9 protein-coding genes are annotated in these 12684 nt (G+C 72.5%); 2 read left to right on the forward strand and 7 right to left on the reverse strand.

Going from position 1 to position 12684, the window contains the following annotated elements; genetic code table 11:
- The first annotated feature begins 115 nt into the window (after positions 1 to 115).
- Complete coding sequence (locus WHN02_RS00085; protein WP_434741503.1) at positions 116 to 1300, forward strand: glycosyltransferase family 2 protein; 1185 nt, start codon at positions 116 to 118, stop codon at positions 1298 to 1300.
- A gap of 86 nt (positions 1301 to 1386) precedes the next feature.
- Positions 1387 to 2592 (forward strand): MFS transporter, encoded by a 1206-nt coding sequence (locus WHN02_RS00090; RefSeq protein ID WP_434741504.1) that lies wholly within the window; start codon positions 1387 to 1389, stop codon positions 2590 to 2592.
- Between the two features lie 91 nt (positions 2593 to 2683).
- On the opposite strand, the gene WHN02_RS00095 is transcribed toward WHN02_RS00090, so the two are convergent.
- The 7 genes from WHN02_RS00095 to WHN02_RS00125 form a co-directional block, all read right to left on the reverse strand.
- Entirely contained in the window at positions 2684 to 3535 is an 852-nt protein-coding gene (locus WHN02_RS00095) for a glycosyltransferase (protein ID WP_434741505.1), read from the reverse strand.
- 129 nt (positions 3536 to 3664) lie between these two features.
- Positions 3665 to 4669: a glycosyltransferase gene (locus tag WHN02_RS00100; RefSeq protein WP_434741506.1), complete on the reverse strand. Its 1005-nt coding sequence runs from the start codon at positions 4667 to 4669 to the stop codon at positions 3665 to 3667.
- Complete coding sequence (locus WHN02_RS00105; RefSeq protein ID WP_434744105.1) at positions 4666 to 5697, reverse strand: polysaccharide deacetylase family protein; 1032 nt, start codon at positions 5695 to 5697, stop codon at positions 4666 to 4668. Before WHN02_RS00105 ends, WHN02_RS00100 begins: the two co-directional genes overlap by 4 nt.
- Positions 5610 to 6902: a glycosyltransferase family 2 protein gene (locus tag WHN02_RS00110; protein WP_434741507.1), complete on the reverse strand. Its 1293-nt coding sequence runs from the start codon at positions 6900 to 6902 to the stop codon at positions 5610 to 5612. Before WHN02_RS00110 ends, WHN02_RS00105 begins: the two co-directional genes overlap by 88 nt.
- Positions 6903 to 6969: 67 nt before the next feature.
- Complete coding sequence (locus WHN02_RS00115; RefSeq protein ID WP_434741508.1) at positions 6970 to 8754, reverse strand: ABC transporter ATP-binding protein; 1785 nt, start codon at positions 8752 to 8754, stop codon at positions 6970 to 6972.
- Positions 8751 to 10742 (reverse strand): ABC transporter ATP-binding protein, encoded by a 1992-nt coding sequence (locus tag WHN02_RS00120; protein ID WP_434741509.1) that lies wholly within the window; start codon positions 10740 to 10742, stop codon positions 8751 to 8753. Before WHN02_RS00120 ends, WHN02_RS00115 begins: the two co-directional genes overlap by 4 nt.
- The gene (locus WHN02_RS00125) at positions 10723 to 12678 is read right to left on the reverse strand and encodes a GTP-binding protein (protein ID WP_434741510.1); all 1956 of its coding nucleotides are present in this window, start codon (positions 12676 to 12678) and stop codon (positions 10723 to 10725) included. The genes WHN02_RS00120 and WHN02_RS00125 overlap by 20 nt, the downstream gene beginning before the upstream one ends.
- Positions 12679 to 12684 lie beyond the last annotated feature (6 nt).

Genomic DNA, 12684 nt, shown 5'->3' on the forward strand with positions numbered 1-12684 from the left:
GTCGACGCGGCACGACCCCGTCTCGGGGCGCACCGCCTCCCGACGCCTCATGTTGCCAGACTTGCCAGATCGGTGGCAAGCTGTTGACAACACGTGACGGTCGCAAGGAGCTGACATGGAGCGCAGACTGAAGTTCAGCATCGTGATCCCGTACAAGCAGCGACTGGCCACGCTCCGGCTGGTCTTCGCGTCCCTGGCCGAACAGACCCTGGGGCGCGACGAGTTCGAGGTCGTCGTCGGCGCGATGGAGTACTCCCCGGAGTACGTGACGCTGTGCCGGGAGTTCGAGGACCGGATCGACGTGGTCTCGGTCCTCACCGGCGAGGAGTGGAACGTCAGCCGGGCCCGTAACCTCGCCATCCGGCACGCGTCCGGACAGGTACTCCTCCTGCTCGACGCGGACATGGCGCTGCCCGCGAACGGCCTGCGGCACCTCTACGACAGGCACTTCGCCCACGGGCAGAACATCTGCGTCACCGGCCAGGCGATCGGCTACCACGACGTGGTGGAAAGCGACGTGGCCGACGCGCAGGTGCTCTCCTGGGACACCTACCGGGACCGGATGGCCCGGGTGGAGGCCTCCGGGGACGTCCGGGGTGACGTCCGATGGACCCCCGAGTACGCCCCGGCCATCGCCCGGTTCCCGTGGGCCTTCGTCGGCACCGGCCTGGTGGCCCTGCCACTGGACGTGGTCCGCCGACACGACCTGCTGCTCGACGAGGGCTTCCGGGGCTGGGGACCGGAGGACCAGGAGTGGGCTTTCCGGGTGTCCCGTACCGGCACCCCGATCGTGCAGGCTGACGCCTTCTTCGCGGTGCACCTGCCACACCCCCGGGACGTCGCGGCGAACGGGGCGACCGCCTGGCCGAACAACCGCTACTACCTGGCCAAGTGGCCCCGCCTCGACCTGGAGTTGGCGTTGGCCTTCGGGTGGTTGGAGGCGGACCGGTGCTATCCGGAGGTCGAACGGGAGCTGGCCGAGGCCGCCGGTCCCGGTCGGTCGCTGGCGGTGGTCCGGGGCACCGTCGACGGCCGGGACGTCCTGGTGGTCGGGGCCCGCGTCGAGACCGGGTCCGGTACGCCCGAGCCCGAGGTCGCCGCCCTGTTCGACACCGTGCGTCCGGTGCAGACGTACCCGCTGGCCGGGTTCGGGCTGCCCTATCCGGACGGCGACGTCGAGGAGTGCCGCCTGCTGCCGACGATCGACGGGCTCGGCCCGCGCTACCGGGAGGCGATCCACCGGGAGGCCGAGCGGGCGGCCCGGAAGGTGGCCGCTCCCGACGACGACCGACGTCGATGACCGGGCAGGCTCCGCGACGCGCATGATCCACGGCCCCGGGGGGCACAGGGGGACCGACGACACGGACAGGAAGGATACGCACACTGATGGTGAGCAGCGAGGTCAAGGCGTCACCCCTCGGGCCTGAGCCGGCGCACCCCACCCCGTGGACCAGGTGGGCGACGGCGGCCGCGTTCCTGGTCACCGGTCTGGTACTCGCGAGCTACTTCGTCCGGGTGCCGTCCCTGAAGATCAAGTACGGGTTCACCGACGGCGAACTGGGGCTCTTCTTCGTCCTGCCGGTGGTCACCGGGTTGTTCGCCATGCAGGCGACCGGGAACCTGGTCGCCCGCTTCGGCAGCGCCCCGATCATCCGGGTCACGATGGTGGGCCTGCCGCTCTCCCTGGCGGGCATCGGATTCGCCGACAACCGGTGGCAGTTCGCGCTCGCCCTGCTGCTCTTCGGCATCTTCGACGGGCTGATCGACGTCTCGATGAACGCCCACGCGGTGACTGTGGAACGGGCCCTGCGACGGCCCATCATGAACAGTTGCCACGCCGGGTGGAGCATCGGGGCGATGGCGGGCGCGGCACTCGGCGCACTGGCCATCAAGGCCGACCTCTCCCCCACCCGGCACTTCCTGCTGATCTGCGGCGCCCTGTTGCTGCTCGGCCTCTTCACCGGCCGGCACCTCCTGCCCGCCGCCGCCGACCGGTCCGAGGGGTACGCCACCGAGGCCAAACCGAAGATCCGCTGGTACGAGGGGTGGACCCCCCGGGTCGTCCTGCTCGGGGTCACCGGAACCGTGGTCCTGGTGGCCGAGGGGGCGGTCGGCAACTGGGGCGGGGTCTTCCTGCACGACGAGTTGGGCGCCACCCTGGCCACCGCCAGCCTGGGTTACCTGGCGTTCAGCGTCTTCCAGGCCGCCGGCCGGCTGGTCGGCGACCGGATCCAGGAACGGGTGGGCGCCGGGAAGCTGATCCGGTGGGGTGGCGTCGTCGCGGTCGTCGGACTGTCGATCGTGGTGCTCAGTCCGGTGCCGAGTGTGGCGGTCGCCGGTTTCGCCGTCCTCGGGGTCGGCATGTCCGTCCTGGTGCCGCTGATCATGAGCGCGGTCGGACACAGCGGTGCCGAGTCCGGCGACAACGCGGCGGCGGCGCTGGCCAAGGTGCAGACCCTCACCTACAGCGGGATGCTCCTCGGTCCGGTGCTGGTGGGCTGGTCGGCCAGTGGGATCGGGCTGACCCTGACCCTGGCCGTCCTGCTCGGCGTCCTGGCCCTGACGCTGGTCACCGGGCTGCGCCGGATCTGACCCGTCGGGCCGGTCACCCCGCGCAGCGCCGGATGCCGTACGCCGCGAGGACCCCCTGTCGTCAGCGGGTCCTCGCAGCGTACGGGGACGGTCAGGTTCCGGCGTACGCCGGGTCCGACCGGTGGTGGTTCGACACCCCGCCCAGGTAGTAGCGGACGGTGGGCCGCCCGGTGGTGTGCAGACGTACCCCGGCCCGCAGGAGCGCCTCCAGGAGCTTGTCGTCGGGGGCGGCGTTCTTGGCGTGGTCGTCGGCGGTGAACGTCTCCGGGATGGGCACCCGCAGCAGCAGTTCGCGACGGATCAACCAGACGCTCTGGTCGACCAGGAGCACCGGGTCCTCGGGTTGCAGGACGGTGCTGGTCCGCAGCGTCGAGGGCAACACCGGATCGGCCCGGTCGAGCAGGATGTTCGTGCCCCGGCTACGGACCCCCCTGTCACACATCAACGCGAAGATCCGCTCCCCCTCGGCCCGGTCCGGTGCGGTGTGCCAGACCTCCTCGGTGTGCGGAGTCCCGTCGGCGTGCCACATGGTCCGCCCGGAGTGGACCGCCTCGGCGCCGTTACGTTGGGCGCACGCGTACAGGCTGCTCAGGTGGTCGGGTTCGAACTCGTTGTCGTCGTCGAGGAAGGCGATCCAGTCGGCGGTGCCGATCCGGGCACCCGTGTTGAACAACCGGGACAGCCGGGGATAGACGTACCGCTTGTCGCCGGGGGGTTCGTCGCGCTCGGCGGCGCTGCGCGGCACCAGGTGCGCCACGTTCCGCAACCCCGGCCGGGTCGGGGCGGCCTCCACCACCGGCACCGCGTCCGGGTCGTCGTCGACGACCACCACGTGCTCGATCTCGCCGGGGAAGTCCTGGTCGTGCACGGAGGCCATGGCACGGCGGAGCATGTCGTTGCGGTGCCGGGTCAGCGTCACGACCCCGATCGTCTCGGTCGGCATGCGGATCCTTTCCGGTCGGCTGGCCGGTCGGATCACACCCGACCGGTGGGCAGGGGCGGTCCGCCGCACCGGTGAAGCCCCTGGTGCGGCGGACCGCTGTCGTCACGGACGTGGTGGGTGAGCGGTGACTCAGGTACGGGGCAGGGACAGCTCCCCCGACCGGTCCCCGGAGTCGGTCGGCCGGCCGTCGCGGAGGAACCCGAGCCAGTCCGGCAGCGGATCCCGGTGCCGCAGGACGTCGACGCAGTCGGGCAGGCCGCGTTCCCGGATCAGGGCGTTGAGAGCGAAGAACTCCAACGGCGGGTCCGGCTCCAACAGTCGACTGATCGGGGTGTCGTACCGGCGGGCGATGTACTGGTAGTTGCGTACCCCGAGCTTCTTGTTGTGCTCGTGGCTCTTCTCGTGCGGGTAGTGGATCGCGGCGGCCTCCCGCCCCACCACGAACCGGGCCCCGTCGAGGAAGAGCCGGTAGGCCAGTTCCACGTCCTCCCCGCCCCAGGTGCGGAACGCCTCGTCGAACCCGCCGACCCGACGCAGCTGCTCGGTGTCGGCCGAGGTGTTGCAGGTCCAGTAGATCAACCACGGGGCGGGCAGCACGTCGACGGCGTCGGTGTACTGGTCGTAGAAGCTCTCCCGGACGTCGAGCCACCGCCCCTCGTCGCGCAGCCGGGCCACCGTCGCGTCCGGGTCGTCGAAGTCGAGGGTCGCCAGCATCTGCGCGGCGTCCTCGTTGTCGTGGTTGAAGCAGTAGACGTAGCCGACCACTGCGGTCGGGGTCGGCCCCGCGTGGAGGGCCACGTGCGCGCGCAGCGCCCCGGAGTGCAGCAACACCCCGGAGTCGACGAAGACGCAGATGTCGCCACGGGCCGCGGCGATGCCCACGTTGCGCGCCGCCGCCACCCGGAAACCCTCGTCCGGTTGGTGGAAGTAGCGCAGCGGGAGCCGGTCGGCGTACTCCCGGGCCACCTCCGCCGTGTCGTCGGTCGACCCGTCGTCGACCACCAGCACCTCGAACCGGTCGAGGCCGAGGTCCTGGCGGATCAGCGAGTCGAGGGTCCGCCGCAGCAGGCCCGAGCGCTGGTAGGTGGGGACGACGACGCTGCACGTCGGTCGTCGGGTCGGCGTACGGCTCATCTCGCCTCCACTGGTTGCGACGTGGCCGGTCGCGCCTGCGTCGGGTGCGACGTGGCCAGCAGGTGATCGACGGTGACGAAGCGCAGACCCCGGTCGAGCAGCCCGTCCAGGATCTTCGGGAGGGCCGCCACCGTCTGCGACCTGTCCCCTCCGCCGTCGTGCAGGAGGACCACCGAGCCCGGCCCGGTGCCCGTCGACACGGACTCGACGATCCGGTCCACGCCGGGGAGCGCCCAGTCCCAACCGAGGGCGTCCCACAGGACGGTCGTCATGCCCGTCTCAGCGAGGCCGGTCAGCGCCTGCGGGGACCGTCCCCCGTACGGCGGGCGGAACAGCGTCGGCGGTGCGGTGCCGGTCGCCGCGGCCAGGGCCTCCCCGGTCCGCTGCACCTGCTCGTCGGACTCGGCCCGGCTCAGCTCGGGCAGGAACGGGTGGGACCAGGTGTGGTTGCCCAGTTCGTGTCCCCGCCGTCGGATCTCGTCGACGATCTCCGGGTACGCGTCGACGAGCAGCCCGACACAGAAGAACGTGGCCTTGACCTGGTAACTGTCCAGGATGTCGAGGATCTGCCCGGTGTACGGCGGCAGCGGACCGTCGTCGAAGGTGAGGGCGATCTCGTCGCGGTCCCGTCGACCGTGGGTGAGGCACCGACCGGCGGCGGTCAACTCCGTCACCGTGTCGGCGCTGGCGGCGAAGCCGGCGTTGAGGTCGTCACCACGGCCCCGCAGCGTCCCGTCGGCGAGGTCCAGCCGGGGCAGCCGGTCGAGGTCGCGCTGGGCGACCCGGGCCAGGACACCGGCGGGCACCGAGCCGAAGGGCGGCCGGTCGGGCAGGAGCTGCGGGTCGGCCCGGTGGACCTCGATCCCGGCGACCGTCAGTCCGCCGTCGAGGACCCCGTTGGTGCTGTCCACGACGGCCACCACCGGCTCACCGAACCCGTTCAGGTGGCCGACGATCTCGGCGGCGCGGCGGGCCGGGAACCGGACGGCCGGTGCGACGGTCCGGCCGTCGGCGTCGACCACCTCCACCTCGAAGCCGGCCTTGTCCCAGGAGATTCCCGAGTAGAGCATCTGGTTTCCTTTCCGGTGTCCGGGGTCGGATCCACCCGTCCTGTCACGCGCCGGGCCTCGCGGGTGACCGCCTCCCGGTATCGGGGGGTCAGCGCCTCGATCGGGGGCAGCAGGCGACAGTCGACGACGCTTCCGTCCGGCCAGGGCAGGGCGAGGCCGACCAGGGGCAGGACCTCGGTCGGCGTACCGCCGTCGAACCGGGCGACGAGCTGCGGATCGACGATCCGGCCCGCCTCGTCCAGCACCACCCCGACGTCCAGGGCGGTGACGCCGTCCACGAGGCCCCGGGCCACCCCCAGTCGGGCACCGGGGGCGGCCAGGTCGGCGACCTCCCGGGCCACTGCCGGGTACTCGGCGTTGGCGTCGGTGAAGTTGACCGCCAGGTACAGCTCGACGTCGAGTCGGGGCCACTTGGCCAGCAGGTAACGCTTGTTGTCCCGCAGCGCCCGGTAGTTCGAGGTCACGTCCCGGGAGTGCGGCAGGTGCAGCCCGATCAGTCCGTCGCCCCGGACGATCGGCACCCCGGCCTCGGCGACCCGCAGCCCCCACTCCTGGTCCTCCGACCCCCAGACCCGGAACTCCTCGTCGAACCAGAGGTCGTGACGGTGCAGTTCGGCGGTGGGCAGGGCCACCAGTCCGGTCCAGACCAGGGTCCAGGCCAGCGGGATGTCGGGCAGCCCCCACCGGACGTCGCCGGGGGCACCGTCCGAGCGCTCCAGGTCCCGCAGGACGTCGCGGTAGGCGTCGAACGGGAGCAGGTCCCGGTCGTCCTCGACCCGGGCGTCGTACCCGTGCATCCGGCCCAGGACGCAGACCCGCTGCCCGGCGGCGAAGTGACTGTCGTAGAGCCGAGCCAGGGCCGTCGGCGGCAACGCCACGTCGGCGTCGAGTAGGACTGTGACCTCGCCACGGGCCTGCCGCAACGCCAGGTTGCGGGCCCGGCCGACGTTCCACTCGCCACCGGCGACCACCGCGACGACTGTCAACCGGTCGTCGAACTCGGCGCAGGTGGCCAGGAACTCCGGGCAGTGGTCCACCGCCCCCACCACGACCTCGAACTCGGTACGGGGCAACGTCTGCTCCGCGAGCGCGGCGAGGACCCGGCGCAACCACGGCAGGCGCTGCCGGTACGGGATCACCACGCTGACCTTGAGCTTCTGCATCCACGCCTCCCTGACACCATGTTGCCAGAATTGACAAAAGCTGGCAACACAAGTTGCCTGACGCGGATCAGGAGTACGCGGAGGCCTGGATCCGGTACAGCTCGGCGTAGAGGCCACCCCGGGCGATCAGGGCGTCGTGCTCGCCGACCTCGGCGATCCGACCGTCGGCCACCACCACGATGAGGTCGGCCGTCCGGGCGGTCGAGAACCGGTGCGAGACCAGGAGGGTGATCGCCCCGGTCCGCTGCCCCGAGCGGGCCGCGTGCTCGGCGTACCGCTCGAAGAGGGCGTGCTCGGCCTGCGGGTCGAGGGCTGCGGTCGGCTCGTCGAGGACCTGGAGCAGCGGCTGTTCCCGCATGAACGCCCGGCCCAACGCGAGCTTCTGCCACTGCCCGCCGGAGAGGTCGGTGCCCTCCGGGTGACCGCCGCCGAGCCGGGTCTCCAGGCCGCCGTCGAGGCGGTCCAGGAGGTCGACGGCGCGGGCCCGGTCCAGGGCGGCCAGCACCGCCGGGGTCGAGTCGATCAGGGGGAGGTCCCCCACCCCGACCGCCTCCCGCGCGGTGAACTCGAACCTGACGAAGTCCTGGAACCCGGCGGCGATCCGGGCCTGCCACTGCTGCGGCGGGATCCGACGCAGGTCGGTGCCGTCCACCAGGATCCGCCCGGCGTCCGGTCGGTGGAACCCGCACAGCAGCTTGACCAGCGACGTCTTCCCCGCCCCGTTCTCGCCGATCACCGCCACCGTCGACCCGGCCGGCAGGGTCAGGTCGACCCCGCTCAGGCTCGGCCGGTGCGCCCCCGGATAGGTCAACGACACCCCGACCAGCTCGATGCCCCGCCGCAGCCGGTCCGGGGCCCGGTGGTCCGGATCCGGGCCGTCGGTGGAGCGAACCATGGTCCGCAGCTCACCGAGGCGGCGCAGGGTGCCGCTCATCCGGTGCAGGTCGGTGAGGAGGGTGACGGCGGTGGCCACCTGGAGGCTCACCTGTGCGGCAAGGGCGATGGAGAGGGTCACGTCGCCGACAGTGCGCCGCCCGGCCACCGCCTCCCGGACCACCAGCAGCAGTCCACCCAGGTATCCGACGGCGAAGAGCAGCTGACCGGCGGCGCGCAGCGCCGTGCCGTGCAGGTGGGCCCGGAAGAGCCGACCCGTCACCTCGGTCCAGATCGCCCGGTGCCGACGCAGCACCTCGTCGCGGAGTCGGAACACCCGCAGCTCCTTGCCGGGTGCCGGGTCGGCGGTCAGTCGGAACAACCCCATCGCCACCCGGGACCGCTCGGCGGTGGCGAGCTTCGCCCGTTCGAGCACCTCCTCGGCCCGTCGCCCGGCCAGCAGCGGCGGTACGGCCAGCGGCAACAACAGCAGCAGCACCGGGTCGAGCCGGGCCAGCAGGACAGTGGTCAGCCCCATCGCCAGCGCCAACCCGCCCAGGGACAGCAACGACTGCAGGGCGGTGTCGAACCGCTGGATGTCCTGGCGGACCAGGGTGATCGCGTCGACGAACTCCGGTCGCTCGTGGTGCCCGGTCCCGCCGGAGCCGTTGGCCAGCTCGATCAGCTGCCGGTCCAGGTCCAGGACGCTCAGCTCGGACAACTCGTAGTAGGCGATGTGCGCGAAGTGGCCGAAGGTCAGGGCGGCGATCGCGGCGACCGCGACCAGCACCCCGGCCACCGCCGCATCCCGGGTCTGCCCGGCCAGCACCGCGTTCGTCGCACTGCGCAACGCCAACGCGCCCAGCGGTGCGGCGACCGCTCCGGCCAGCATCAGCACCACAGCGGTGATCGTCCGGCCCCGGTGTTGCCGCCAGGCGATGCCCAGCAGTTGTCGGCAGCTCGCCAGGGTCTGCCTCATGCCCGTGCCGCCACTTCCGTCGTCGGGTCGGGATCCGACGCCGACGTCGTCGGGTCGGTCGGTGCGGTCGCCGTCGCCTGGTCGGTCGGCGTCGTCGGGTCGGTGAACCGCTGTGCCTGGTAGCGGAAGAGCTGGGCGTACCGGCCGTCGAGGTCCATCAGCTCGGTGTGCGAGCCCTGCTCCAGCACCCGGCCGTCGGCGAGGACGACGATGTGGTCGGCCCGGCGTACGGTGGCGAACCGGTGGGAGATCAGCACGGTGGTCACCCCCCGGGTGAGGTCGACGAACTCGTCGTAGAAGCGGGCTTCGGCCCGGACGTCGAGGCTCGCCGTCGGCTCGTCGAGGACCAGCACCGAGGCCCCGTGCCGGAGGGCGAACAGGGACCGGGCGATGGCCACCCGCTGCCACTGCCCACCGGAGAGGTCCACCCCACCGGCCCGTTCCGGGGTCAGTACGGTGTCCAGGCCGTCGGGCAGGGCGAGCAGCTTGTCGGCCACTCCCGCCCGGCGGGCCGCGTCGAGGATCCCGTCGGTGTCGTCGAGGTGCTCCACCGCACCGAACCCGATGTTGTCCGCAGCCGTGGCGTCGTAACGCAGATAGTCCTGGAAGGTGATCCCGAGCCGGGCCCGCCACGCCCCTACCGGATGGTCGCGCAGGTCGACCCCGTCCACCAGGACGGCCCCGGCGGTCGGGTCGTAGAGCCGGGCCAACAACGTGACCAGGGTGGTCTTGCCGGCGCCGTTCAACCCGACCAGGGCGGTGCAGCGACCGGCCGGAATGGTCAGGTCCAGCCCGTCGAGGACCGTCCGGTCGGTGCCCGGGTACGCGAACCCGACCCCGGCGAACCGGATCTCCCCCGGTCCGTCGGGCGTGGTCACGGCGGTGGTCGTCGCCGGCAGGTCCCGGTGCCGGGCGGTCTTCGCCTCGACGGACCGGACGGCGTCGTACGCGTTCATCCCGAACTGGGTCTGGTCGTCGGCCTCGGGGTAGTAGTCGCCCAGCCGTACCGCCGCCAGCACCACCTGGGCGACCAGGACGAACCGGGTCAGTGCGGCCGGGTCGGCACCCACCCCTGCCGAGCCGAGGACGACCCCTGTCACCAGGAGCCCGACGAGGGTCAGCCAGAGGAAGGGCCGCAGGTAGACCCGACGTCGCTCGGCCCACACCGGACGCATCCAGCTCAGGTAGACCTGCTGGTACCGGTCGGCGAGCCAGCCGGTCAGGCCGTACACCCGGATCTCCTTGCCGGCCTGGCGACCGGTCGCCAGGTCCCGCAGGTAGGTGCTCTCCCGGCGGAGCGGGGCCAGCCGACGGAACACCGCCGAGTACCGGCGCAGACCACCCCGCTGGGCCTGCCGGAACAGCAGCACCGCGACGGCCACCGCGAGCGCCGCCGCCCAGGAGAAGGCGACCCCGATCGCCACCACGCAGCCGGTCAGCTGGACGTAGCGGGCGACCAGGGCCAGGAGCCCGGCGCAGGCCCCGCCCGGGCTCTGGTACCCGTGTTCCAGCTCCCGACCGGCGACGGCCAGATCGTCCCGGACGGTCTGGTCCTCGACCGCGGCCAGCCCGGGATGGGCCAGGGAGGCGGTCATCAGCCGACCGAAGACGTGCCCGTCGACCCGTCGGGCGACCAGCTCACCCAGGGCGGCCTGGACCGGGGTCAGCACCTGCTGGACGACCATCACCACACCGGCCAGCACCAGCATCGTCACCAGCCGGTCCCAGGCCGGCGAGTCCAACCCGTCCCGGACCGCCGCCGGGACGTAGCCGAGCAGCACACTCGTGGCGACCAGGAAGACCACCGGCAGCAGGCCCAGGACCACGTTGAGGACGAGGCCACCCACCGCGAGCGGCCACCCCGCGCGCGGGATCAGCCGGGCGATGTGCGCGCGGGCCCGTGCCGCGTCGACGATCCCGCCGAAGCGGCCGCCGGCGCCGCTCACCGCCGACCCCCCCGGGCCGGACTCACACCCGTCGTACGACATGCAGCAGGTACTCCTTGCGGTTGAGCGGGTTGTGGTCGGTCCGGGGCCGGTACGGCACCGGCGGGCGGACCGGTCGGTGCCCCGCGAACGTCGTCTCCAGGACGCCTTCGCCCCGGGTCGACCCGGGGATCCGTTGCCGCAGCGAGTGCACCTGGGCCGCCGGGATCTCCCCGGTGACCACCCAGGCGCCCCGCCGGGACTGCGGCGCGTCGGGCACCGCCTGCGACCGGGCCAGTACGGGCAGCAGCGCCCCCACGGTGTCGGCCGGCAGTTCCAGCCGGAACCGGTGCACCGGCTCGTGCACCACGGTCCCGGCGCGGCGCAGCGCGTCCATCAGCACCAGGGGGGTGAGCAGCCGGAAGTCCCGAGCGGTGCTGATCATGCTGACGTACCCGGAGTGGGTCATGGTGACTGTGCAGTCGGTGACCCGCCAGCCGTGCAGGCCCTGCCGGAGGGTCTCCCGGACGGCCTCCTCCACGGCCCGCAGGTAGGCGGCCGGCAGGGAACCGGGTTCCACGGCGAGGCCGAACCGGACGCCGCCGACCGGACCGGGTGTCACCCGCAGGCCGACGGTGGCGACGAACGGGTTCGTGTCGGTGTGGACCACCTCGACGGCCGCCCCGGTCCCGACCGGTCGTTCCGTGTGGATGGTGGTGGTGTCCCGGAAGGTGACCGGGATACCGGCCTCCTCGGCGAGGGTCGCCGCCAGGACCTCCTGCTGCACCTCCCCGTAGAGGGAGACTGTCGGCTCCGCCGCGACATCGTCGCGGTCCAGCCCGATCAGCGGGTCCTGCTCGGCCAGCCGGGTCAGCGCGGTGTGCAGGGCCGCCCGGTCGGCCGGGTCGGTGGGGACGACGACGGTCTGGAGGGTCGGCGGGGGGAACTGCCTGTCGGTGTCGCCCCCGGCGGCTCCCACCCGGTCGCCGATCCGTACGTCGGTCAGCCCGCGCAGGACCCCGATCTCCCCCGCGTACACCGCCTCCCGGGGGGTGACCGCGTGGCCCTCCACGACGCCGAGGCCGGTGATCCGCCCCGCCGGGAGGGCGCGTCCGTCGCGGCGCAACCGCAGCCGTTCCCGGACCCGGACCGTCCCGGCCCGCATCCGCAGGTACGCGATCCGCTCCCCCGACCCACTCCGGTCGATCTTGAAGATCGTGCCGCCGGCCGGGCCGGTACGCCGTTGGGGCGGGACCGGCAGCAACTCGGCGAGCGCGTCGACGAGGTCGCCGACCCCGGCACCGGTGATCGCCGAGCCGGCCAGCACCGGATGCACCTGTCCCCGGCCGGTCTGTCGGGCCAGTGCCCGACGCAGTCGCCCGTATCCGAGGGACCTCTCGTCGGCCACGTACGCGGCCAGCAGCGCCTCGTCGTGCTCGGCGACCAGTTCGGCGAGGCGGGCGGTGAACTGCGGGTCGGCCGGCCCGTACGGGCGGAACCCGGCGGCCGGGGTGCCCGCCCCGGTGACCTCGCCCATCGGGAGCACCGCCGGGGTGAGCCGGTCGGCGACGTCGGCCAACACCTGTGGGCAGCGCGCCCCGGCGCGGTCGATCTTGTTGAGGAACAGGAGGGTGGGCACCCGGAGCCGGTGCAGGGTGCGCCAGAGGATCCGGGTCTGCGCCTGGACCCCCTCGACCGCCGAGACCACCAGGACCGCACCGTCCAGGACGGCGAGAGCCCGCTCCACCTCGGCGATGAAGTCCGGGTGACCGGGGGTGTCGATGAGGTTGACGGTCCGGTCGTGGATCCGGAACGACACCACTGCCGACCGGATGGTGATGCCGCGCCGTCGTTCCAGCTCCGACGAGTCGGTACGGGTGCTCCCGGCGTCCACGCTGCCCATCTCGTCGATGACCCCCACCGTGTACAGGAGCCGTTCGGTGAGGCTGGTCTTGCCGGCGTCGACGTGCGCGAGGATGCCGAGGTTGAGGGTGCTCATCAGGCG

The organism is Micromonospora sp. SH-82, assembly GCF_051132485.1.
GTDB lineage: Bacteria > Actinomycetota > Actinomycetes > Mycobacteriales > Micromonosporaceae > Micromonospora.

Bases quoted from the DNA above. Each gene is read 5' to 3' on its own strand.
- WHN02_RS00085 (WP_434741503.1), top strand. From the start codon at position 116: ATGGAGCGCAGACTGAAGTTCAGCATCGTGATCCCGTACAAGCAGCGA.
- WHN02_RS00090 (WP_434741504.1), top strand. From the start codon at position 1,387: ATGGTGAGCAGCGAGGTCAAGGCGTCACCCCTCGGGCCTGAGCCGGCG.
- WHN02_RS00095 (WP_434741505.1), bottom strand. From the start codon at position 3,535: ATGCCGACCGAGACGATCGGGGTCGTGACGCTGACCCGGCACCGCAAC.
- WHN02_RS00100 (WP_434741506.1), bottom strand. From the start codon at position 4,669: ATGAGCCGTACGCCGACCCGACGACCGACGTGCAGCGTCGTCGTCCCC.
- WHN02_RS00110 (WP_434741507.1), bottom strand. From the start codon at position 6,902: ATGCAGAAGCTCAAGGTCAGCGTGGTGATCCCGTACCGGCAGCGCCTG.
- WHN02_RS00115 (WP_434741508.1), bottom strand. From the start codon at position 8,754: ATGAGGCAGACCCTGGCGAGCTGCCGACAACTGCTGGGCATCGCCTGG.
- WHN02_RS00120 (WP_434741509.1), bottom strand. From the start codon at position 10,742: ATGTCGTACGACGGGTGTGAGTCCGGCCCGGGGGGGTCGGCGGTGAGC.
- WHN02_RS00125 (WP_434741510.1), bottom strand. From the start codon at position 12,678: ATGAGCACCCTCAACCTCGGCATCCTCGCGCACGTCGACGCCGGCAAG.